Source organism: Gilliamella sp. BG2, from assembly GCF_046635645.1.
Classification (GTDB): domain Bacteria; phylum Pseudomonadota; class Gammaproteobacteria; order Enterobacterales; family Orbaceae; genus Gilliamella; species Gilliamella bombi.
On record NZ_JBIDFF010000024.1, the window covers coordinates 1 to 22,271 of the forward strand.

General features: G+C 33.9%; 23 protein-coding genes and 1 pseudogene. 15 read left to right on the top strand and 9 right to left on the bottom strand.

What is annotated here, in order from left to right; genetic code table 11:
* The first annotated feature begins 303 nt into the window (after nucleotides 1–303).
* A pseudogene (locus ACGH6Q_RS09855) lies at nucleotides 304–783 on the top strand (DUF4184 family protein).
* A 221-nt stretch (nucleotides 784–1,004) separates the two neighbouring features.
* Here the strand turns inward: ACGH6Q_RS09855 and gmhB are convergent.
* Entirely contained in the window at nucleotides 1,005–1,541 is a 537-nt protein-coding gene (gene gmhB, locus ACGH6Q_RS09860; RefSeq protein ID WP_065590427.1) for a D-glycero-beta-D-manno-heptose 1,7-bisphosphate 7-phosphatase, read from the bottom strand.
* 118 nt (nucleotides 1,542–1,659) lie between these two features.
* On the opposite strand from gmhB, the gene metN reads away from it, so the two are divergent.
* From metN to tsaA, 4 genes are all read left to right on the top strand, one after another.
* Entirely contained in the window at nucleotides 1,660–2,691 is a 1,032-nt protein-coding gene (gene metN, locus ACGH6Q_RS09865) for a methionine ABC transporter ATP-binding protein MetN (RefSeq protein WP_411592722.1), read from the top strand.
* Nucleotides 2,692–2,803: 112 nt separating this feature from the next.
* Entirely contained in the window at nucleotides 2,804–3,445 is a 642-nt protein-coding gene (locus tag ACGH6Q_RS09870; protein ID WP_174799305.1) for a methionine ABC transporter permease MetI, read from the top strand.
* 14 nt (nucleotides 3,446–3,459) lie between these two features.
* A complete protein-coding gene (locus tag ACGH6Q_RS09875) occupies nucleotides 3,460–4,362 on the top strand; it encodes a MetQ/NlpA family lipoprotein (protein ID WP_065590425.1) in 903 nt (300 codons plus the stop codon).
* Nucleotides 4,363–4,484: 122 nt separating this feature from the next.
* Nucleotides 4,485–5,198 (top strand): tRNA (N6-threonylcarbamoyladenosine(37)-N6)-methyltransferase TrmO, encoded by a 714-nt coding sequence (tsaA, locus tag ACGH6Q_RS09880; protein ID WP_366940480.1) that lies wholly within the window; start codon nucleotides 4,485–4,487, stop codon nucleotides 5,196–5,198.
* A gap of 222 nt (nucleotides 5,199–5,420) precedes the next feature.
* Here the strand turns inward: tsaA and hslO are convergent, their stop codons facing one another.
* The 3 genes from hslO to ACGH6Q_RS09895 all read right to left on the bottom strand — a co-directional run bounded on the left by hslO (nucleotide 5,421) and on the right by ACGH6Q_RS09895 (nucleotide 8,327).
* The gene (gene hslO / locus ACGH6Q_RS09885; protein WP_411592723.1) at nucleotides 5,421–6,299 is read right to left on the bottom strand and encodes an Hsp33 family molecular chaperone HslO; all 879 of its coding nucleotides are present in this window, start codon (nucleotides 6,297–6,299) and stop codon (nucleotides 5,421–5,423) included.
* Entirely contained in the window at nucleotides 6,286–6,681 is a 396-nt protein-coding gene (gene hslR / locus ACGH6Q_RS09890; RefSeq protein ID WP_244178549.1) for a ribosome-associated heat shock protein Hsp15, read from the bottom strand. Before hslR ends, hslO begins: the two co-directional genes overlap by 14 nt.
* Nucleotides 6,682–6,782: 101 nt before the next feature.
* Nucleotides 6,783–8,327, bottom strand: coding sequence for a hypothetical protein (locus ACGH6Q_RS09895; RefSeq protein WP_411592724.1), 1,545 nt, complete (start codon nucleotides 8,325–8,327; stop codon nucleotides 6,783–6,785).
* A gap of 305 nt (nucleotides 8,328–8,632) precedes the next feature.
* Here ACGH6Q_RS09895 and greA point away from each other — a divergent pair, with 305 nt between their 5' ends.
* Nucleotides 8,633–9,109 (top strand): transcription elongation factor GreA, encoded by a 477-nt coding sequence (gene greA, locus ACGH6Q_RS09900; protein ID WP_034910774.1) that lies wholly within the window; start codon nucleotides 8,633–8,635, stop codon nucleotides 9,107–9,109.
* A 62-nt stretch (nucleotides 9,110–9,171) separates the two neighbouring features.
* Here the strand turns inward: greA and yhbY are convergent, their stop codons facing one another.
* Entirely contained in the window at nucleotides 9,172–9,465 is a 294-nt protein-coding gene (gene yhbY / locus ACGH6Q_RS09905; protein WP_034910776.1) for a ribosome assembly RNA-binding protein YhbY, read from the bottom strand.
* A gap of 96 nt (nucleotides 9,466–9,561) precedes the next feature.
* On the opposite strand from yhbY, the gene rlmE reads away from it, so the two are divergent.
* The 5 genes from rlmE (at nucleotide 9,562) to ACGH6Q_RS09930 (ending at nucleotide 14,198) form a co-directional block, all read left to right on the top strand.
* Nucleotides 9,562–10,188 (top strand): 23S rRNA (uridine(2552)-2'-O)-methyltransferase RlmE, encoded by a 627-nt coding sequence (rlmE, locus tag ACGH6Q_RS09910; RefSeq protein WP_085165954.1) that lies wholly within the window; start codon nucleotides 9,562–9,564, stop codon nucleotides 10,186–10,188.
* A 76-nt stretch (nucleotides 10,189–10,264) separates the two neighbouring features.
* Nucleotides 10,265–12,121: an ATP-dependent zinc metalloprotease FtsH gene (gene ftsH / locus ACGH6Q_RS09915; RefSeq protein ID WP_085165955.1), complete on the top strand. Its 1,857-nt coding sequence runs from the start codon at nucleotides 10,265–10,267 to the stop codon at nucleotides 12,119–12,121.
* A gap of 196 nt (nucleotides 12,122–12,317) precedes the next feature.
* The gene (gene folP, locus ACGH6Q_RS09920) at nucleotides 12,318–13,160 is read left to right on the top strand and encodes a dihydropteroate synthase (protein WP_411592725.1); all 843 of its coding nucleotides are present in this window, start codon (nucleotides 12,318–12,320) and stop codon (nucleotides 13,158–13,160) included.
* 243 nt (nucleotides 13,161–13,403) lie between these two features.
* Nucleotides 13,404–13,976, top strand: coding sequence for a DUF2975 domain-containing protein (locus ACGH6Q_RS09925; RefSeq protein ID WP_296301289.1), 573 nt, complete (start codon nucleotides 13,404–13,406; stop codon nucleotides 13,974–13,976).
* Nucleotides 13,977–13,988: 12 nt separating this feature from the next.
* A complete protein-coding gene (locus ACGH6Q_RS09930) occupies nucleotides 13,989–14,198 on the top strand; it encodes a helix-turn-helix domain-containing protein (RefSeq protein ID WP_034910784.1) in 210 nt (69 codons plus the stop codon).
* Between the two features lie 4 nt (nucleotides 14,199–14,202).
* Here the strand turns inward: ACGH6Q_RS09930 and ACGH6Q_RS09935 are convergent, their stop codons facing one another.
* Both ACGH6Q_RS09935 and grcA read right to left on the bottom strand, forming a co-directional pair.
* Nucleotides 14,203–14,892, bottom strand: a complete 690-nt coding sequence (locus ACGH6Q_RS09935) for an aspartate/glutamate racemase family protein (RefSeq protein WP_411592726.1) — start codon at nucleotides 14,890–14,892, stop codon at nucleotides 14,203–14,205.
* Between the two features lie 582 nt (nucleotides 14,893–15,474).
* Nucleotides 15,475–15,858, bottom strand: coding sequence for an autonomous glycyl radical cofactor GrcA (gene grcA, locus ACGH6Q_RS09940; protein ID WP_034910787.1), 384 nt, complete (start codon nucleotides 15,856–15,858; stop codon nucleotides 15,475–15,477).
* Between the two features lie 204 nt (nucleotides 15,859–16,062).
* Between grcA and ung the strand changes: the two genes are divergently transcribed.
* A complete protein-coding gene (gene ung / locus ACGH6Q_RS09945) occupies nucleotides 16,063–16,752 on the top strand; it encodes a uracil-DNA glycosylase (RefSeq protein ID WP_065590418.1) in 690 nt (229 codons plus the stop codon).
* Nucleotides 16,749–17,753: a gluconate operon transcriptional repressor GntR gene (gntR, locus tag ACGH6Q_RS09950; RefSeq protein WP_065590417.1), complete on the top strand. Its 1,005-nt coding sequence runs from the start codon at nucleotides 16,749–16,751 to the stop codon at nucleotides 17,751–17,753. Before ung ends, gntR begins: the two co-directional genes overlap by 4 nt.
* Before the next feature lie 66 nt (nucleotides 17,754–17,819).
* Here the strand turns inward: gntR and ACGH6Q_RS09955 are convergent, their stop codons facing one another.
* A complete protein-coding gene (locus tag ACGH6Q_RS09955; protein WP_296301287.1) occupies nucleotides 17,820–18,194 on the bottom strand; it encodes a DUF805 domain-containing protein in 375 nt (124 codons plus the stop codon).
* A gap of 248 nt (nucleotides 18,195–18,442) precedes the next feature.
* Here ACGH6Q_RS09955 and upp point away from each other — a divergent pair, with 248 nt between their 5' ends.
* Nucleotides 18,443–19,069: a uracil phosphoribosyltransferase gene (gene upp / locus ACGH6Q_RS09960; RefSeq protein ID WP_065561672.1), complete on the top strand. Its 627-nt coding sequence runs from the start codon at nucleotides 18,443–18,445 to the stop codon at nucleotides 19,067–19,069.
* Between the two features lie 126 nt (nucleotides 19,070–19,195).
* Nucleotides 19,196–20,431 carry a uracil-xanthine permease family protein gene (locus ACGH6Q_RS09965; RefSeq protein ID WP_411592732.1) on the top strand — a complete coding sequence of 412 codons (1,236 nt, stop codon included), beginning with the start codon at nucleotides 19,196–19,198 and terminating at the stop codon, nucleotides 20,429–20,431.
* A 315-nt stretch (nucleotides 20,432–20,746) separates the two neighbouring features.
* Here ACGH6Q_RS09965 and lysS read toward each other — a convergent pair whose 3' ends face one another.
* Entirely contained in the window at nucleotides 20,747–22,264 is a 1,518-nt protein-coding gene (gene lysS / locus ACGH6Q_RS09970) for a lysine--tRNA ligase (protein WP_065561673.1), read from the bottom strand.
* Nucleotides 22,265–22,271: the final 7 nt, after the last annotated feature.

The window sequence follows — 22,271 nt, forward strand, 5'->3', positions numbered from 1 at the left end:
TTTTATTCGTCAAGATCTTTTTTAAAATTTTTGATCTCACTTAATCACCAACTCTTCGTCTGCTTGTCGCTGACTGCATGTCAGTGGATGCGCATTATAGGGGTTTAAAAAAATTATACAAGAGATCATTACGCATTTTTTCTTGTTTGCATTTTTTTTGCTCAAGACGAGCTAAAAACAAACTAAGTTGAATTGTTGTAAAACCAAATTCTAATATTTAATATCTTTGGTAGGTCGATTATATTTCTTATAACAAACAAAATAGCTTTAAATTAAACACTCTTTATTAAGTTAGAATAAAAAGTGCCTTTTACATTCGCTCATCCAGCTATCATATTACCTTTATATAAGAAACCTCATCTATTTTCTATGACGGCTTTGATTATTGATAGTATGGCTCTTGATTTTGAGTACTTCTTAATAATGGAGGTAAAAAGTGCTTTAAGTCATAGTCTAGCTGGTATTTTTCTATTTGATTTACCAATGACTTTAGTTATTGCTTATATTTTTCATTTTATCATTCGAAATGTTTTAATTAAAAATTTACCTAATTTCTTTTATAAGTGATTTGCTAATTATTTAACTTTCAACTGGAATAAATATTGCTGTTAGCATTGGTTAAGTTTTTTAACATCGGCAATTATTGGCATAATTTCTCATATTGAATGGGACTCTTTTACTCATCCGTCAGGTTGTTTTGTTCAACTTTTTAGTTTATTACAACATGGTAGTTCATTAATTGGTATGAGTTTTGTGGGACTATTTATTATTTACCGATTGTAACATCTAAACAAAATAAAATTGGTTTTCCATACTGGAGCTTAGTAACACTTATTACTTTGCTTATTTTTGGCAACTATTCTTTTTCTACAAATCAGCTAGATATAACTGTTGTTACTTTTATTAGCGCCTGTTTTATTGGATTAACCATTACTTCACTGATACTTAAAAGTATAACTTTAATACAGCGTTTAATCTAAACACTGTATTAGTTAAAACAACAATCAATATTGGTTTTTTATTCTTTTTGGTAGATCAGCCAAACTATCAATAATCAAATCAGCTTGTTCTAATGCCTCTTCTGTTATGGTATCACCCGTTTTTACTAACACAGTTTTTTTAACTCCAGCTTTTTTACCCGATAATAGGTCAGACACTCTATCTCCAACCATATAGGAATTAGCAATATCAATTTTTAGTTCTTTAGCTGCTGTTTGAATCATACCTGGACTTGGTTTTCGACATTCACAAGTATCCACTAACGGGTCGTGAGGGCAATAATAGACACCATCTAAATCAACACCACGATCTTGCAAAGACCAATCCATCCATTCAGTCAAAGTATGAAATTGTTCTTCTGTAAATATATTTCTAGCAATACCTGATTGATTGGTTGTTATAACTAACATAAAACCCATTTTTTTGAGTTCTTGCATTGCTTCAATAACACCATCAATAAAATGGAATTTATCGATTGTATGTACATAATTATAATCTATATTAATAGTACCATCTCGATCTAAAAAAATAGCTGGCTTCATATTTACTTTTTTTCCTTTTAATTTTAGATATTACTCTAATTCATATAGCATATTATTGATTGACTTAGATGTCTAGACGTCTTAATATTCATTTATTCATCTTTTGTTTTTATATATTATGATACAACTACAACATATTTCGAAAACATTTGAGCATAATAAAACCCCAATTTATGCTTTAAAAGACATTAATATCCATGTTCCCCAAGGGGGAATTTACGGTGTTATTGGCAAATCAGGGGCTGGGAAAAGCACACTTATTCGCTGCATTAACCTACTAGAAAAGCCGACTAGTGGGAAGATCTTCTTTGATAATCAAGAGATCACTAATCTATCTAATAGAAAATTAATTGAAATACGCCGAAAAATTAGTATGATTTTTCAACATTTCAATTTACTTTCCTCACGTACTGTATTTGATAATATCGCTTTCCCTCTAGAACTCAATAAAACGCCTAAAATAGCAATTAAGCAGAAAGTAAATGAGCTTATGGAATTAGTCGGATTGACAGAGAAAGCGAATGTTTATCCAACTAATTTATCTGGAGGACAAAAACAACGTGTTGCTATTGCGAGAGCTTTGGCAAGTGACCCCAAAGTATTATTATGTGATGAAGCAACCAGTGCGCTTGATCCTGAAACAACACGTTCAATTTTGTCATTACTAAAAGATATTAACCAAAAATTAGGATTAACAATTTTATTAATTACTCATGAAATGGATGTAGTAAAACAAATTTGTGATCAAGTAGCTGTTATAAGTGATGGCGAACTAGTTGAACAGTCATCAGTAGGCGAAATGTTTTCTTATGCTAAAACAGATATTGCACGACAATTTATTCAATCAACCTTACACCTTAGTATTCCAAATGATTATTTAATAAGGCTATCATCTGAACACAAAGAAGGACTCAATCCGCTATTACGTTTAGAATTTACAGGAGTCTCCGTTGATTTACCATTATTATCTCAAATCGCTAAAGAATTCGAAATTGATAGTAACATTATCAGTGCACAAATGGATTATGCTGGAGGAGTCAAATTTGGCTTAATGTTAGCAGAAATGAAAGGAAAACAAAAAAGTATGGCATCAGCAATTCAATTCTTAGAAAAAAATAATACTAAAGTAGAGGTGCTCGGCTATGTTTGATTTTATTCCTTCATTTAAACCTTTTGAATCATTATTTCGATATTTAACTCAATATAATTTTTGGGCTGACTTTGTTGCTTTTTGTTCATCATTTAATGGTTTTAATGAAGCAATGCTGTTCAAAATGGCACAAGCAACAGATGAAACTCTATTTATGGTCATCTTATCAGGTTTTTGGGGAACGATAATTGGATTACCCGTTGGTATATTACTTTATACGACGCGTAAAGGACAAATATTGGATTGTTATGTCGCTAATAGCATTATTTCTTTTATTACTAATGTATTTCGTTCAATCCCTTTTATCATATTAATTGTATGGATTATTCCTTTCACCACAATTTTAATGGGCACCTTTATAGGTAAACAAGCTGCAGTGGTACCATTAAGTATTGGTGTATCGCCATTAATTGCACGTATGATAGAAAATGCATTATTAGATGTTCCCAAAGGATTAATAGAGGCTGCACGCTCAATGGGTGCAACACCACTACAAATTATATATAAAGTTTTATTACCTGAGTCATTGCCTATAATTGTCAATAGTATGACAATTACTTTAATTACTTTGACAGGATATATTGCAATGGCTGGAGCTGTTGGCGCAGGAGGCCTTGGGCAACTTGCTATTCAATATGGTTACAACGGCTACAAGCCAGCTATAATGAATACTGTTTTAGTTATATTAATTATTATTGTCTTTATTATTCAATTTATTGGCAATATGATTGTTAAACGCGTCACGCATCATTAATTTTGGAGAAATATATGTCTATTAAAAAGCTAGCACTTATTACCACATTGGTAAGTGCATTTTTTCTAACTGGCTGTGATAATAATAAACAAACAGCCACAACAGATAACAAACCAACAGAACCAACTAAAGTAAACGTTCTAAAAGTCGGAGTAATTTCAGGCCCTGAACAAGAAGTTGCTGAAGTAGTTAAACAACAAGCAAAAGATCTTTATAATCTAGATGTTGAACTAGTTATTTTTAACGATTACGTAACCCCAAATCAAGCATTAAATGATGGCTTAATTGATGTAAATGCTTTCCAACATAAACCTTATTTAGATGAACAAATGAAAGAACGTGGCTATAAATTAGCTGTAGTAGGTAATTCATTTGTTTATCCTATTGCAAGCTATTCTCATAAACTAAAACCAATTGATGAATCAATAGAAACAGGCGAAGGCGTAAAAGTCACTTCACCACGCGGTGAAGCGTTTTTCATTCCAGCTAACTCAACGATTGCTATTCCTAATGACCCTACAAACTTAGGACGTGCATTACTATTATTACAACATGAAGGGATGATTACGGTTGATAAATCTAAAGGTTTACTACCAACTGTACTTGATATTACAAGTAACCCTTATAACTACAATATTTTAGAACTTGAAGCTCCAATGTTACCTCGTTCATTGGATGATGCCCAAGTTGATCTTGCAATCATCAATAACGCATTTGCAGGACAAGCAAACCTAACACCAAGTAAAGATGGTATTTTTGTTGAGGATAAAGAATCACCATATGTCAACATTATTGTTTCGCGTGAAACGGATAAAGATAATGAAAATGTGAAAAATTTTGTAAAAGCATACCAAACCGAAGCTGTTGCACAAAAAGCTGACCAAATTTTTAATGGTGGAGCTATTCGCGGTTGGTAATAATCTATAAATAGATATTAGACTAATATTAAATCCGCCGATCTTTGTATCGATCGGCGGAAATAGAGATAATAATTAAATGACTTAACAAAATTGCTACTCATAAATAAAATTATCGACCAATAATGACATATCAAATTGAACCAATCGGTATTATCCGCTCACCGTATAGTGAAAAATTTGCCGTTCCAAGACAACCCAATCTAGTTAGTGCAGGACAAGGGGAACTTTATTTATTAGCACCTTATAATGACCCTATCAGTGTAAAAGGATTAGAACAATTTTCACATTTATGGCTATTATTCCTATTTCACCATGTTGCCCCTGAAAAATGGAGATTAACCGTTCGTCCTCCTCGTTTAGGTGGCAATAAAACAATGGGAGTGTTTGCTACACGATCGCCATTTAGACCTAATCATATTGGGCTTTCAGCAGTAGAGTTAAAAGATATCATCATAGAAAATAAGCAAGTAGTCTTAAAATTAGGAAGTCTCGACTTAGTCGATGGCACACCAATTATTGATATCAAGCCTTATCTCCCTTATTCCGATAGCCACTCAGAAGCACTTGCAGGATACGCACAATCTACTCCTGAAAAAAAAATAACAGTAGAGTTCTCACAAAAAGCACGATTATCTTTGGATTTACAAAAACAAAGTTATCCTCAACTCACCGAATTAATTACACAAGTAATATCCCAAGATCCAAGACCAGCCTATAAACAAAAAAACATTAATGAACAAGCATACGGACTTGCACTTTACCATTTTAATATTAAATGGAGAATCGTAAATCAACACGCCATTGTTGAAGATATTTATGTAGGAAGTAAATAAAAATAATTTTTATGAATTTTAAAAAGTTAAGGCTAAAAAATTTTTTATTAATTTCAATGTAAAATAGTTTTGTAAATTTTCTTTACAAAATTTTTATATAAAACAGATAAAATAGATTGGTATCTTTTTTTTATTCTGTTAAATTGAATATGGGTTTAATTCCCTATATTTTCACTTTACCACTATGGTATTAGTAGCCTTAGTGGTGTTTTTCTATGAAAATCAATGATAATTTAGGTTACTTTTACTTCTAATTTCAGCAATATCAATTGCATAAAACAGATAATGCTTTCCACAATAATCACAATGGATATCAATCTTTCCCTCGTTTTCCTTTAGGATTTCATCAATCTCATTAGCTGGTAAAGTCATTAAACTATCTTCACAACGTTGACGTGAACATCCGCACTTAAAAGTAATATCATGCGTTTCAAAAAGACGTACTTCTTCTTGATTATATAAACGATATAAAATCTCATCAGCAGAAAGTTGAAATAACTCATCACTAGTGATTGTCTCAGTTAAAGTGCTAACATGTTCAAATGATTCAACTGTATTTTCATTAGCAGGTAAAACTTGCAATAAAATACCTGCTGCTATTGGTTTATTATCATGTACACCTATTTTTACAAATAGACGAGTAGGGAGCTGTTCTGATTGCATAAAATAATTTTCGATACAACCAATAAGTGTATCTTTTTCCAGACCAACGATACCTTGATAACGCTCACCATTTTTAGGGGTAATAGTAATAACGACATAGCCATTACCCACCATCTCTTTAAGTGTTGCATTATCAGCGATTTCACCGCTAACCCGAGCAACACCGCGTAGCTGCTGTTGATCATTACCATTAACAACCGCTAAAGATAACGCTCCATCACCTTGTAACTGAACAGCAATATCGCCTTCAAATTTTAGTGTTGCTGTTAATAAACTAGTTACAACCAATAATTCACCAAGCAATTTTTGTACTGCTATTGGATAAGTATGATTATCTAAAATCGCTTGATATGTCTGTTCCAAACGGGTAATTTCACCACGAATAGGGTGATTATCAAATAAAAAACGGTTTAAAGTATCCATATTAATTATTGCCATCTTGTTGCCTATCATATTTAAATTTAATCAAATTACGCCGTTCCTTTTTATCAGGCCGTCTATCTGGATGCGGCATTGTCAATGCATTAAGTTTACGCGCTTGCGCTATTTTTTCTCGTTTTGCAATACTGTCAGGAGTTTCTTGATAAAGTTGTTGGGCTTCAATAGCAGTTCTTCGTTGTTCACTGATGGCTAAAACCCGAACTGTTTTTTGAACAGAGCCTTGGCGAAGCGTTAAGATTGCTCCGACTTCAACAAGCTTACTTGGTTTGGTACGTTGGCCATTATAATGCACTTTACCACCGTCAACCATTTCTCGTGCTAATGATCGAGACTTATAAAATCTTGCCGCCCAAAGCCATTTATCTAATCTTATAAGCACTATTACTACCTCATATTACTTATTATTGAGTTTTTTAAGCTCAAATGAACATAATAACTTAAACATCTTAACGATGTTATATAAGGATGCTTTTGTAAAAATCAATGCGCAAGATTAATGATATACTCATACCCATTAGCCGAAAATTTACCTGAGAAATTAAATGGTTGTAATTTACCATGTAAATTAGCTGAGTAATTCATAGCATTTGGCGGTTGTTTTATCAATTTCCAATTCTCTAGTAACAAACTTGTTACACCATAAGCATCAAATTGCAAAGATAGCGGTTCATTTTGCGATAAATCAACTTTTGCTCTCGACTCAATTATTCCCCCATTAGTTAAAGAACTAAAACTTAATGAAGGATGGTTATCAGAATCAAATTTGAGAACAAGATCTGGATAACGAATATCAATTCGATTTAACGAAGCTTTTTCAGATTTAAAAAAGACAGTTCCTGAAAATAGTCCTAATTTTTGCGCTTTTGCTAAAGTGATATCTTTACCTGAAGCTTGAAAATTATATAAACTAAAAGGAAAATCGCTCTGCTTTCTAATTATCAAACTTTGAAAAATATTCAGCTTATCAAGCTTAATATTTCTAAAAATATTAGGTAACAGAGTCTGTCCCAAATTTTCAGGAATCTCATAGACAATATCCGCTAACATTAATTGATCTAGATGTAAGGTATTATCTTTCCACTTACCAGAAAAATTTATACTACCTTTATTCCATTTTGCTAGTACTTTTTGAATTATCAATTCTTGGTCTTGAAATAATAATTTTGCTAATACTGACGAAAATAACTGATTATGCCAAACTAGTTCCTCGGCAGTAAAAATAAAGGAGCCCTGTTCGAAATGCCATTGCCCATCATAACGAAGATTCGTCGCTTCAATATTGCCTTTTTCCATTAAAAAATTGGGTAACTGAATACTACTTTCCTGTATTGATAGTTGTTTGATTGTTAGCTTTGGCAGGACATGAGAATCTTTATCAAAAAAATCATCATCGGTTGATTGAAAATGTATATTATGCAACTTTAATTGTTCGATATCTAAAATATTGTCGGCCTGTATTTTTAATTTACTGACAAAAAATCCGTCTTTAATATTTCCACCTAAATTAGTAATCGTAGTAATACCATCTCGATGGAAACCTTGAATAAGCAAAGATTTTATTGGTATTTGATTTACCAAAGCTTCTTGAGAAGTAAAATCAAATTGATATTTATCTCCCCCTGATGAAAAAAAAGGTTGAATCCCTCCATTGATTTTGAAGAAAGAAAGTTTGTCTTTTCCATTATTAGCCAGAATATTAATGGTTGAATTAACAAATTTTAGTGTGTTTGTTGAAAAAGCATAATGCTTGGATTGAGTAGTATTAATAGTACCATTAATGACAGTAACATAATTAAAATGGCTTAATTGCCATAAATCACTTTTATCCAACCCTACAACTAATTTAGGAACATTAACAATCTCTTGATTATTATCATTGACAACAACATCATCAAAAACCAATTCATAAAAAGTTGAAAAAGAGTGATGAACACTGCCGATTGAGATTGTATATGAACTTAATTTAGATAACTGATAACTAACTAATTTTGCTCCGAACGAAGTTTGTAAAACAAAATAAGACAACAATAAAAAAAACCAAACGATGGACAGAGAAATGATTATATAAAATCGGAATTGCCGCATAAATAAATGTAATTATTATAATGAACTACTAAATAGTTATATTACGATAACCGATTTTTATAAAAATATCATCTCATTTTCAGTATAAATGATTTGTTATTAAACTAACTTTACAGTTAATATATAAATATTCACTTTAACGTTTTTAAATAAACAAAAAACAATTAACTTTCTCTTTCTTTTGATTAAGATAAGGGATAATTATTTTTTATTTACTAAAATAAGTAAAAACGGGAGATACCTAGATGAAACAAATCCCAATGACAGTAAAGGGAGCTGAACTATTACGAGCCGAATTAGAAGAGTTAAAGAATGTCAAAAGACCACAAATAACGGCAGCAATAGCAGAGGCAAGAGCTCATGGCGATTTAAAGGAAAACGCTGAATACCATGCAGCAAGAGAACAGCAAGGTTTTTGTGAGGGTCGTATTCAAGAAATCGAAGGTAAATTATCACAAGCTCAAATTATTGATATTACCAAAGTAAAAAATACTGGTCGTATTATTTTTGGTGCTACAGTAACAGTAATAAATATTGAAACGGACGAAGAGACAACATATCGCATAGTGGGTGATGATGAAGCTGACTACAGACAAAATCTTATTTCAGTCAACTCACCTATTGCCAGAGGGTTAATTGGCAAAGAAGATGGTGATACAGTACAAATTAAAACCCCAGGGGGTGATGTAGAATTTGATATTGTTAAAGTTGAATATATCTAATTATTAAATAAACCACTTACAAAAGCAGATGATAAATGCAACAGGGCTAAGCCCTGTTACATTTATTTAGGTAGGGAAATTTTCTTATCTTCGCTTGGTCTAAAAATAGTGAAATTAGAACCAACCAATTGCACTGCTAACGCTTTTGTTTCGCGTACAATTGCATCACAAATAAGCCTTTTTGTTTCACGATCTTCAGCAGAAACCTTAATTTTAATCAACTCATGGAAATTTAAAGCGTTGTCAATCTCGGCAAGTACACCCTCGGTAAATCCATTAGCCCCAATCATCACTATAGGTTTTAAATGATGAGCTTCACTTTTTAAATACTGTTTTTGTTTATTCGATAAATTCATTAAATTTTTATCACATTAAGTTGTAATTTTGCTATTCTACCCTTATATATGTTTGTAATCAATGAAGTGACCTTTTACATTAAGGATTTATTAGTTGTGAGTAATAAAAAACGCTCAGCAAGTTCAACGCGCTGGCTCAATGAGCATTTTAATGATCGCTTTGTACAACAAGCACACAAAAAAGGGCTCCGATCTAGAGCTTGGTTCAAACTTGAGGAAATTCAAAAAAGTGACAAATTATTTAAGCCCGGAATAACGGTTGTTGATTTAGGTGCAGCCCCAGGAGGTTGGTCACAATATGTCGCATCGCTTATCGGCAATAAAGGGCGTATTATTGCCTGTGACTTACTTCCCATGGATCCCATTGTTGGCGTTGACTTTCTTCAAGGCGATTTTCGGGATGACGCAGTTTTAAAAGCATTACTTGAACGAGTTGGCGAAGAAAAAGTCCAAGTTGTCATGTCAGACATGGCGCCCAACATGAGCGGTCAACCTGCAGTTGATATACCTAGAGCAATGTATTTAGTTGAACTAGCGTTAGATATGTGTAAAGACGTACTTGCTCTTAATGGTAATTTTATTGTTAAAGTGTTTCAGGGCGAAGGATTTGAAGAGTACCTAAAGCAAGTCCGTTCAATGTTTAAAACGGTCAAAATTCGTAAGCCTGAAGCCTCACGAACACGATCTCGAGAAGTTTATATTGTTGCAATGGGTATGAAGTAGCCAGTTGTATAATTTTGTAGTACCATACTTTGCTAAATTTAGTCGTAACTGTTAATTTTTATGAGAGGTTTTTCTTTTGAACGACATGATAAAGAATTTACTGATCTGGGGAATCATCGCTGTAGCATTGATTGTTGGATTTAGCCAATTCAGCTCAATATCTAATAGTGGACCTCAAGTCAATTATACCCAATTTAATTCCGATATCGCAGCTGGTAATCTCCAAGAAGTGCATATTAACGGACGAGAAATTGTTGCCACAACTAAAAATAAAGGCAATTACACTACATATATCCCTTACCTTGATGGAAAATTAATGGATGATTTATTGGCCAATAAAGTACCTGTTTATGGTAAACCCGATGAAAGACCAAACTTAATCACCAGCATTCTTATCTCTTGGTTTCCTATGATTTTGCTTATTGGTTTTTGGCTCTTTATGATGCGTCAAATGCAAGGTGGTGGTAAAGGTGGACCAATGTCAGTTGGTAAAAGTAAAGCAAAAATGCTAACGCCAGACCAAGTCAAAACAAAATTTACCGATGTTGCCGGAAGTGAAGAAGCAAAACAAGAAGTCACCGAAGTTGTCGACTTTTTACGCGATCCAGGCAAATATCAAAAATTGGGAGGACGCATACCAAAAGGGATTTTAATGGTAGGACCTCCTGGAACAGGTAAAACTTTACTAGCAAGAGCTATTGCAGGTGAAGCCAATGTGCCTTTTTTTAGCATTTCAGGTTCTGACTTTGTTGAGATGTTTGTGGGAGTGGGGGCTTCGCGAGTGCGAGATCTCTTTGAACAAGCACGTAAACACGCACCTTGTATTATCTTTATTGACGAAATTGATGCCGTCGGACGCAAGCGTGGTGCTGGCTCAATGGGAGGTCATGATGAACGAGAACAAACATTAAACCAAATGTTGGTTGAAATGGATGGGTTTGAGGCTAATAGCGGCATTATTATCATCGCGGCAACTAACCGAGTTGATATTTTAGATTCGGCGTTACTCCGTCCTGGACGTTTTGACCGCCAAGTGCAAATTGGTTTACCAGACATGAAAGGCCGTGAACAAATTCTTGCCGTTCATGTACGCAAAGTTCCGTTAGGTTCTGATGTCAACTTATCGGTATTAGCTCGTGGCACACCAAATTACTCTGGTGCAGAACTTGCTAATTTAGTTAACGAAGCAGCTTTATTTGCTGCACGTCGAAACAAACGAGTAGTTACCATGGAAGAATTTGAGGAAGCCAAAGACAAAATCAATATGGGAACTCAACGCCGTTCATTATCTATGACGAAAGAACAATTAACTAATACTGCTTATCACGAAGCTGGACATGCGATTGTTGGCTATCTTGTGCCAGATCATGATCCACTTCATAAAGTAACTATTATCCCTCGTGGGCGCGCATTAGGTGTAGCATTCTTTTTACCTGAAGGTGACCAAATTAGCCAAAGCCGAACTCAATTAGAATCAAAAATTTCTACCGCTTATGCAGGCCGAATTGCTGAAGGATTAGTCTTTGGTGAAGATAAAATTACGTCGGGGGCATCAAGTGATATTCAATATGCATCTAATGTTGCTCGAGCAATGGTAACCCAATGGGGATTCTCAGAACGTTTACCGCCTGTATTATTTGAGTACGAAGAATCATCTTATGGGCCTTTGAAAAAAATCTCAGATAGTACAGCTCAAATTATTGATGAAGAAGTTGACGCTATTATTCAACGTAACTATCAACGTGCAAAAACGATCCTAACTGAAAATATTGATATTCTTCACGCCATGAAAGATGCACTGTTAAAATATGAAACAATCAATAAACAACAAATTGATGAACTTATGAATCGTCAACCGGTCACACCACCTGATGATTGGACGGAAAGCGATGAAAAAGCAGCAAATGAAGGTAGTGATACACCACTACAATAAAAAAGTTAATTTGCTTTAATAAAATATAACGCGCTTACGGCGCGTTTTTTATCGGTAAACTAAAAATAGCTTATCAATAAATTTGCAGGAATAAGGCAACGATTATATTGAAAATTTCACTTTAATTATGCTTAATAATTTTGAAGATCATTTAAACAACTGCATCATTAATTTTAATCAAATAGGGCTTTTAATCATGGAAATACATTTTCAAAATCATGTGATGGATCTTTCATTCCCACAAGTGATGGGCATCGTTAATATGACGCCAGATTCATTTTCTGACGGTGGTAATTATAACAACCTTGATGATGCTATGCGTCGAGTTGACAGTATGATCCAAGCTGGTGCAACATTTATTGATGTCGGCGGCGAATCAACACGCCCTGGTGCAACTGAAGTGTCTGTCGATGAAGAGCTTAACCGTGTTATTCCATTAATTGAAAAAATTGCCCATTATTTTGATGTTTGGATTTCGGTTGATACATCAAAACCACAAGTCATGACCGAATCTGCCAAAGCAGGAGCCCATCTAATTAATGATATTAGAGCTTTAACAGAACCAGGTGCGGTTGAAGCAGCTGCACAAACAGGATTACCTGTTTGCATTATGCATATGCAAGGCGCACCTAAAACTATGCAAAATGCGCCATACTATGAGCTAGATATCTATCAAGAAGTCGATAATTTTTTTACAAAACAGATCCAACGTTGCATAAACGAAGGCATTGACCGTCAAAAAATCATACTCGACCCTGGTTTTGGATTTGGTAAAACACTAATGCACAATTACCGGCTATTAGCAACACTTGAACGGTTTCACCACTTAAACCTTCCTTTATTAGTAGGCATGTCCCGAAAATCCATGATAGGACAAGTATTAAATGTACCACCGCAAGAACGTACACTTGGTAGTATTACATGTGCAGTAATTGCGGCAATGAAAGGAGCAAAAATTATTCGCGTACACGATGTAAAGGAAACTTTCAATGCACTAAGGATTGTACAAGCAACCCTTGCAGAACAAGATTCCTTTTGAGATTGTAAAATCGTTGTATTTTTTCGAACAAACTTTTTCATATATAACATTGATTTTAATTAATTTATATCTAATTATTTTTTAGTGAAATCAAATAATTATAAAGTAATTTTATTTAATATTTAGTTTTTATAATTAAAAATAATAAAATAAAAAATTATCGTTTTACTTTAATTTTTATTGTTTAATGAATTTCCCAATGCTATACTGTGTTCACTTTTTATAAAACGAAAGGATTTAAAAATGAACACAGATATGACTAAAACACATTCTCGATTGAATCAATATTGTCGAATTATGGCATTACTAACATTAATTCCAATTCTAATTTTGTTAATTGGCGCAATATCTCCATTCTTATATTATTTTTTTGATAGACAAGATATTGGACTTGTAGGGTTTACTTTCTCCTCTGGTGGGTGGGAGAATGTTGATCCTGTATCTTTATCTGGATGGCAAGCGGCTATTGCAACATTAATGGATACTTCATTAATACTTCTTTTAGTTTATGCGTTTTATCAACTTAGACTACTGTTTATCAATTACAGTCAATCCGAATATTTCTCAGTAAAATCAGCCAACCATTGTTACATCTTTGGCAAATTGCTTGTTTGTTGGGTGGTTATAAGTTTTTTATCTGAACCGTTATTAACAACGATCTTAACTTATAATCAAGAGGAATCAGCACGTTACTTTTCTATTTCTTTTTCTAGTGATGAAATTATAACGTTATTTCTTGCGATTAGTATTATGCTCATTGGTCAAATACTAAAAAAGGCCTGCCAACTAGCTGAAGAAAATAAACAATTTATTTAAAAGGAGTCATATGTGCCAATTATAATAAATTTAGACGTAATGCTTGCTAAACGTAAAGTTAAATCAAAAGATCTAGCGGTAGCAGTTGGTATTACAGAACAAAATTTATCATTACTTAAGCAAGGTAAAGTAAAAGGATTTAGACTAGCAACACTCGAAGCAATCTGCAAACATCTAGATTGCCAACCAGGTGATATACTAGAATATACCAACGAAGAATAACTTATTAACTTATTGCAAGTAATGCTACCTCTTGCGCGTGAATTAAGGCTGTATCAAAAAAAGGTATATTACGATCGGATTGAGAGATTAATAACCCAATTTCCGTACAGCCTAAAATAACACCTTCTGCGCCATTTTTAATGAGTTTATCAACAATATTAAGATAGGCTTGCTTAGAATCAGGCTGAATAATACCTTTGCAAAGTTCATCATAAATGATCTCATTAATAATATTTCTGTCTTGAGATTCAGGAATAAGCACATTTAAATTTTTATCGATCAGTTTAGATTTATAAAAGTCCTGCTCCATTGTATATTTAGTACCTAACAAAGCGACCGATTTAATATTTTGTGCGAGTAAATGTATAGCTGTCACATCGGCAATATGAATAATCGGAATATTAATTGCTTTTTGAATTTGATCTGCAACTTTATGCATAGTATTGGTACAAATAACAATAAAATCTGCACCAGCTAATTCAACTCTTTTAGCCGCATCAATTAAAATTTCTGCGCTTTTGTTCCACTCATTATTAGCTTGGCAACTTTCAATTTCTTGAAAATCAACGCTATATAAAATCGTTTTTGCTGAATGCAGGCCTCCTAATGATTTAGCAATAGTTTGATTAATAACTTGATAATAAGTTGTTGTACTTTCCCAACTCATACCCCCGATTAAACCAATTGTTTTCATTCTAAAAATTCCTTATAGAAAGTTTATGATTTTTGATATTAAAATAATTTTATTCTTAACTATATTGTAGAATGTGTAAAGTTATTTCAATTGTGGTAGAGTTAGGTGGAATTTAATTAGTACTTGTTTAAGCAATCAATGGTTAATTATCGCTATGAAGGTATTGTGTTTTTACTTAGCAAGCAAAAACATCTACTAAATTTTATCTTTAGAAAAAAATTTTATTAACAAAATAAAGAAATATTGTTCAATATAAAACAGTTTAAGGAATAAAAAGTACGGTTGGTAGCATAAACACATCCACCAACACCTAACTTAAGTAACCTGCTATGACTTTAATGGCGATAATAGCTACAATAGCAACTATTTATATTCTTGAGCAAGAAAATTCTTTTTCTTATATTCATGTCAACTACATAAAAAGGACTAACGCATCGAAATTAACTGAAGTATTGCTGAAATGTTTAACATCACTAGGATAAAATAGTTAATCTGATAAGATGAAAAATTAAATTCGGAATAAATATCTTATTTATTATAAAAAACCCAGCAAATGCTGGGTTAAAAACTTTTGTTATTTTATTAAATTTTAGTTGTAAACGTACGAGCAATAACATCACGTTGTTGTTCTGCTGTTAATGAGTTAAAACGTACTGCATAACCAGAAACACGAATTGTTAATTGTGGGTATTTTTCTGGGTGTTTTACAGCGTCTTCTAAAGTTTCACGACGAAGAACGTTCACATTTAAATGTTGACCACCTTCAACTTTTACAGTTGGAGCAACATCTAATGGAACTTCGCGATATTCGAATTGACCAAGTTCTGCAGTAGGAATGATTTGATCTTCTTTATAAACTGATTTAGCAGCTACACAACGAGCTTCTTTTGTAGAGTCGTCTAATAACCAGAAAGAGTTTAGAAGTGCTGAGTTGTCTGCTTTAGTAATTTGGATACCTGTAATCATTTTAAATCCTCCTAACTGGGCCTTATTGCCCTAAAATAATTATGGTTAATATAGCACTTTAAAAATTTGATAAAAGTCAAAAAAAACTATTGCTTCGATAAGTAATACCTTTAATTTCTATTTTCTTTTGTGATAGGTTATTATGTAGAAATATATTAGTTATTGCCCAGAAACACTGGCATTATTGATGAGTGATATCAAAATATGACAACAAAATTGACTTGGCATGAAGTTATTGGTGCAGAAAAACAAAAACTTTATTTTCAACAAATAATGCAATTTGTAAAGACTGAGCGTGCTAATGGCAAGATAATTTACCCGCCTCAGCATGATGTGTTTAATGCGTTTCGTTTTACACCATTTGATCAAATCAAAGTGGTGATTTTAGGGCAAGATCCTTATCATGGTCCTAATCAAGCTCACGGTCTTTCTTTTTCTGTTTTACCCGGAGTTAAGACACCACCATCGTTAGTTAATATTTATAAAGAACTGGCAACCGATATTGATGGTTTTACAATTCCTTCTCATGGCTATTTAGCTTCTTGGGCTGCTCAAGGTGTATTACTATTAAATAATGTGTTGACTGTTGAAGCGGGGCAAGCGCATTCTCATGCAAAAATAGGTTGGGAAACTTTTACTGATAATGTGATAGCAGCAATCGATGAGTATCTTGAAGGTGTGGTTTTTTTATTGTGGGGATCTCCTGCACAAAAAAAAGGGCAGTTTATTAATCGCCAAAAACATCATGTATTAACATCGGTACATCCATCACCGTTATCAGCTCATCGTGGATTTTTTGGCTGTAAGCACTTTTCCAAAGCGAATGATCTTATTATGCAACAAGGTAAAAAAGCAATAGATTGGCAACCAAGACTAGCGGAAAAACAAACATGAGTAATAATAAAAGACGTCGAACAAGTTTGCAGGAAATTGCAAATCTAATCGGGATTAGTAAAATGACTGTGAGTCGTTTTTTACGCGATCCCAATCTTGTATCTAAACCACTTCAATTACAAATTTCAGCCGCAATAGATAAGCTAGGATATATTCCTAATAAAGCTCCCGATATGCTGTCTAACGCTAAAAGTAATGCCATTGGTATTGTGTTCCCTTCTTTAACCAATCAGGTTTTCGCCGATATTTTAAAAGGTATTGAGATGGTGACTGATGTAAGAGGATATCAAACCATGATCACTCATACCGGATACAGTGCTGACAAAGAAGAATTACGCCTGCGCTCATTACTTTCTTATAATATTGACGGATTAATTTTAACGGAAAGAACGCATACTCCAGCAACATTAAAGATGATTGAAATTTCGGGTGTTCCTGTGGTTGAAATTATGGACAGTGTTTCACCTTGTATTGATATGGCTGTTGGATTTGATAATTTTACTGCAACCAAGAATATGATTGATAAAATGATAGATAAAGGCCGCCGTAATATTGTCTATTTTAGTGCAAGACAAGATCAACGAAGTATTATACGTCAAAAAGGATATGAAAAGGCTATGGAAGAAGCAGGATTAACACCTAGAACGCTAGCGACTAAAGAAGCATCATCTTATGAATTAGGGTCAAGATTTTTGCATCAAATTTTAAAAGAGTTTCCTTGTGTTGATGGTATTTTTAGTACTAATGATGACTTAGCTTTAGGGGTATTACTTGAGTGCCAACGGATGGGAATTGAAGTACCAAAACAAATAGCGATTGTTGGATTTCATGGACATCAAATTGGTCAATTTATGAATCCCAAACTAGCATCTATACAGACACCAAGAATTGAAATGGGAAAAATTGCAGCTGAGCTGTTATTAAAACGGATTAATGGTGAACAAATTAATAAAAAAGTGATTGATTTACCTGTTGAGTATTTAAACGGAGAAAGTATTTAATAAGGTAGAAGATGACATTGATAATGATTTAACCTTATCACGTTTAGTGATAAGGTTATTAGTAAATTATAACCCTTTAGGGTTTTCACCGTATTGGTTGCTGCCTGGTGTTGAGTCTGAGCATGCGAAAACCAATAACACAATTGCGCCAATCAATGGAACCAAAGCAATTAATACCCACCAACCAGATCTATCTGTATCATGTAAACGTCGTACTGCAACAGCCAAACTTGGAATAAATAATGCTGCCCAAGCAACAAAACTAATAATATTTATTACTGAGACTAAAGAGCTACTAATTGAAACAAGGATCATACCAACAATAGTCAAAGCAAGATTTAAAAGAAAATTGAAGAGAGTAAACATCCAATATTCTTGACGACGAGCTCGACCATTAAAATTTGCATAATTTTTTGTAATACAATCAATAAACCAATTCATTCCTATATTCCTTTTTTAAATTAATTACTGAAATAAATTATTTGGGATGGCTATTTTAATGAAAAAAAAACGAAAATAAAACTGATTTTTATCGTTAAATTTTTTTATTTTTATTTTTTATCAATATTTACATTGCCTATAAGGCTGTTGATTTCAGGTTTTCATAAAGTGATAACTATGTTAGAATTATCGCTCAGTGGTTATTTATACCAGCTAACAGATTATAGAAAATAACACTGAGGCCATCCATGAAAATAGTTGAAGTAAAACACCCTCTTGTACGCCATAAAATTGGATTAATGCGTGAACACGATATTAGCACCAAAGACTTTCGTGCTCTTGCCAGCGAAGTTGGCAGTTTATTAACTTATGAAGCAACTGCTGATCTACCTACCGAAACAGTAACAATAGATGGTTGGTGTGGACCTGTTCAAGTAGAACGTATTAAGGGTAAAAAAATTACGGTTGTACCTATTTTGCGCGCCGGATTAGGTATGATGGATGGTGTGCTTGAGCATGTGCCAAGTGCCCGTATTAGCGTTGTCGGGTTTTATCGTAACGAAGAAACGTTAGAACCTGTTCCTTATTTTCAAAAACTAACCTCGGATATTGAAGATCGAATGGCTTTAGTTGTTGATCCAATGTTAGCAACAGGTGGGTCAATGGTGGCGACAATCGATTTACTTAAAAAAGCAGGTTGTAAAAATATTAAAGTATTAGTTTTAGTTGCTGCACCAGAAGGTATTAAAGTGCTTGAACAAGCTCACCCTGATGTTGAACTTTATACGGCATCGATTGATGAGAGGTTGAACGAAAAAGGCTACATATTACCTGGACTGGGTGATGCTGGAGACAAAATCTTCGGCACAAAATAAAATCTCAAAATTTAGACCGGTTAATCCGGTTTTTTTATGCCTGTTAATCAGGTAAGTTATACAATAAACTTCGTTAAGTAAGAGAGGCGAGATGTGAGCAATATCACAACAGATAAAACAAAAAATATAACATCACAGCATAAGCATTCATGGCAAGATATTTTTACCGGCGCACAGATGTTATTTGTCGCCTTTGGGGCTTTGGTATTAGTTCCCCTTTTAACAAAATTAAACCCAAATGTAGCTCTTTTTACTGCTGGTGTTGGTACGTTGTTATTTCAACTGACAACTAAAGGTAAAGTTCCTGTATTTTTAGCGTCATCATTTGCTTTTATTGCCCCTATTTCATTTGGTGTTGCTCAATGGGGCATTCCTGCCACTTTAGGCGGTTTAGTGGCTGCGGGTTTTGTTTTTATGTTTTTTGCTTTTTTAGTAAAAATTAATGGTAGCCATGTTATTGACCGTATATTACCGCCAGTTGTAACTGGTCCAATTATTATGGTTATTGGTTTATCACTTGCACCTGTTGCGGTAGGAATGGCAATGGGTAAAGACATTAAGGTGCCAGTCGAAAATTATAAATTGATTATAATATCAATGGTTTCACTATTAACGACTTTAATTGTGGCAATTTGGGCAAAAGGGTTTCTAAAATTATTACCTATTATTTCAGGTATTGTGGTGGGATATATATTGTCTTGTTTATTTGGCATTGTCGATTTTCAACCTGTTATTAATGCGCCATGGTTTAAAGTGCCAGATTTCACGTTCCCTGAGTTTCATTGGCAAGCCATTTTATATATGATTCCAATTGTTATTGCACCAACCATTGAACATGTTGGTGATATTATGGCAATTGGTTCGGTAACGGGTAAAGATTATACTCGTGATCCTGGTTTGCAACGCACATTATTAGGTGATGGGCTTGCAACTTCGGCTGCCGGTCTTTTTGGTGGACCGCCTTGTATTACTTATGCTGAAGTGATTGGCGCTGTAACCTTAACCCGAAATTTTAAAACGCGAGTAATGACATGGGCAGCTGTTTGGGCTATTTTAATGTCTTTTATCGGAAAAATTGGTGCATTTTTAAGTTCAATTCCAACTGTAGTAATGGGTGGGATTATGGTGTTACTGTTTGGTTCTATTGCATCAGTGGGCATTAATATCTTAGTGAAACATAAAGTCGATCTATCTGTACCGCGTAATATGTGTATTGTTTCATTAGTTTTAGTTTTTGGTATTGGAGGGATGATCTTTGATTTTGGCTCTTATACACTGCAAGGTATTAGTTTGTGCGGTATTTTAGCTATTGTGTTAAATCTTATCTTGCCACATCAAGTCAAATCAACTAATAGCCACTAAATTAACTGCTATATCGTTGGTTATTTTTATGGCCAACGATATTTATAATATAACTGTATTAATCTATCACTCTTTTTAGCCTTTCTATTTTTTTGGTGGCAAACCTATTTTTGCATTTTTAATCAATACGGTGGTTATCACACTTCACAGTCAGCTCAAAATCCATGTATAGAATTATGCAGTATTTATATTCAATGGATTTTTTGTTTTTATATGCTTATCGCTGTTTTTTGTCAAAAAGTTTCAGGTAGGCATGTGTTTGAGTATAAAAACACACTTATCCAAAAATAAGTGTGTTTTTAATGATAAACCGTTTTATTTGATTGGACGCATGGTTGGGAATAAAATTACATCACGAATCGTGTGGCTGTTGGTAAATAGCATCACGGTACGGTCAATACCAATCCCAAGTCCTGCTGTAGGCGGTAAGCCGTGCTCCAGCGCTGTAATATAATCTTCATCATAAAACATCGCTTCATCATCACCCGCATCTTTTTGTGATACTTGATCAGCAAAGCGTTGAGCTTGATCTTCAGCATCGTTAAGTTCTGAGAATCCATTGCCAATTTCACGACCACCAATAAAAAACTCGAATCGGTCTGTTACAAATGGGTTTTCGTCGTTACGGCGAGCAAGCGGTGATACTTCTGCTGGGTATTCGGTAATAAAAGTTGGTTGAATTAAGTTCGATTCAGCCACTTCTTCAAAAATTTCAGTCACAACACGACCAAGTCCCCAACCTTTTTCAATTTTAATGCCAATTGACTGTGCAATAGCACAAGCTTTATCAAAATCATCTAAGTCTGCATTATTGGTTTCAGGGCGGTAATGGCAAATGGCTTCACGCATGGTCATTTTGATAAATGGTTTACCAAAATCAAACGTATGTTCACCATATTGCACAACAGCATCACCTGTTACCGCAATAGCTAAACGACGGAATAATGTTTCTGTTAATACGATCAGATCTTTGTAATCAGCATAAGCCATGTACATTTCCATCATGGTAAATTCTGGATTATGTCTTGGTGATACGCCTTCATTTCGGAAGTTGCGATTAATTTCAAATACCCGCTCAAAGCCGCCTACAACTAATCGTTTTAGATAAAGTTCTGGCGCAATACGCATATACATATCTAAATCAAGCGCATTGTGATGCGTAATAAATGGTTTAGCTGATGCACCACCCGGAATTACCTGCATCATTGGCGTTTCGACTTCCATAAAGTGGTTTTCAATCATAAAGTTGCGGATTTCACTGACAACTTTGGAACGCGCTTTAAAAGTCTCTCTTGATTCTTGATTTGTGATAAGATCCAAGTAACGTTGACGGTAACGCATTTCTTGATCGGCAAGTCCATGAAACTTATCAGGTAATGGGCGAAGAGCTTTAGTTAATAAACGAATTTCTTCACAGTGGATAGATAGCTCACCAGTTTTAGTCTTAAATAGGTAACCTTTAGCGCCGACAATATCTCCCAAATCCCATTTTTTAAATTGCTCGTTATAAAAACCTTCAGGGAGATCATCACGAGTAACATAAAGTTGGATTTGTCCAGCAACATCTTGTAGAGAAACAAACGAGGCTTTACCCATTATACGACGCATCATCATACGGCCAGCCACAGTTACAATAATTTTCTTTTCAATCAGTTCTTCGTTAGTTTTATCGCCATATTGTTTATGGAGATCACTAGAAATCGCATCACGGCGAAAATCATTAGGGAAAGCAATACCTTGTTCGCGAAGATGAGCGAGCTTTTCGCGACGTACTTTTAGTTCATTATTTAACTCTTCAATTTGGTTTTGTTGATCTTGCTGCTCTGTTGACATAGTTTTA

Excerpts from the sequence above, each read along its gene's own strand:
- metN (WP_411592722.1), top strand. The coding sequence starts at position 1,660 with ATGATACAACTACAACATATTTCGAAAACATTTGAGCATAATAAAACC.
- gmhB (WP_065590427.1), bottom strand. The coding sequence starts at position 1,541 with ATGAAGCCAGCTATTTTTTTAGATCGAGATGGTACTATTAATATAGAT.
- hslO (WP_411592723.1), bottom strand. The coding sequence starts at position 6,299 with ATGGCAATAATTAATATGGATACTTTAAACCGTTTTTTATTTGATAAT.
- lysS (WP_065561673.1), bottom strand. The coding sequence starts at position 22,264 with ATGTCAACAGAGCAGCAAGATCAACAAAACCAAATTGAAGAGTTAAAT.
- ACGH6Q_RS09955 (WP_296301287.1), bottom strand. The coding sequence starts at position 18,194 with ATGAATTGGTTTATTGATTGTATTACAAAAAATTATGCAAATTTTAAT.
- greA (WP_034910774.1), top strand. The coding sequence starts at position 8,633 with ATGAAACAAATCCCAATGACAGTAAAGGGAGCTGAACTATTACGAGCC.
- ung (WP_065590418.1), top strand. The coding sequence starts at position 16,063 with ATGACAACAAAATTGACTTGGCATGAAGTTATTGGTGCAGAAAAACAA.
- ACGH6Q_RS09870 (WP_174799305.1), top strand. The coding sequence starts at position 2,804 with ATGCTGTTCAAAATGGCACAAGCAACAGATGAAACTCTATTTATGGTC.
- ACGH6Q_RS09875 (WP_065590425.1), top strand. The coding sequence starts at position 3,460 with ATGTCTATTAAAAAGCTAGCACTTATTACCACATTGGTAAGTGCATTT.
- upp (WP_065561672.1), top strand. The coding sequence starts at position 18,443 with ATGAAAATAGTTGAAGTAAAACACCCTCTTGTACGCCATAAAATTGGA.
- ACGH6Q_RS09935 (WP_411592726.1), bottom strand. The coding sequence starts at position 14,892 with ATGAAAACAATTGGTTTAATCGGGGGTATGAGTTGGGAAAGTACAACA.
- ACGH6Q_RS09925 (WP_296301289.1), top strand. The coding sequence starts at position 13,404 with ATGAACACAGATATGACTAAAACACATTCTCGATTGAATCAATATTGT.
- grcA (WP_034910787.1), bottom strand. The coding sequence starts at position 15,858 with ATGATTACAGGTATCCAAATTACTAAAGCAGACAACTCAGCACTTCTA.
- gntR (WP_065590417.1), top strand. The coding sequence starts at position 16,749 with ATGAGTAATAATAAAAGACGTCGAACAAGTTTGCAGGAAATTGCAAAT.
- yhbY (WP_034910776.1), bottom strand. The coding sequence starts at position 9,465 with ATGAATTTATCGAATAAACAAAAACAGTATTTAAAAAGTGAAGCTCAT.
- folP (WP_411592725.1), top strand. The coding sequence starts at position 12,318 with ATGGAAATACATTTTCAAAATCATGTGATGGATCTTTCATTCCCACAA.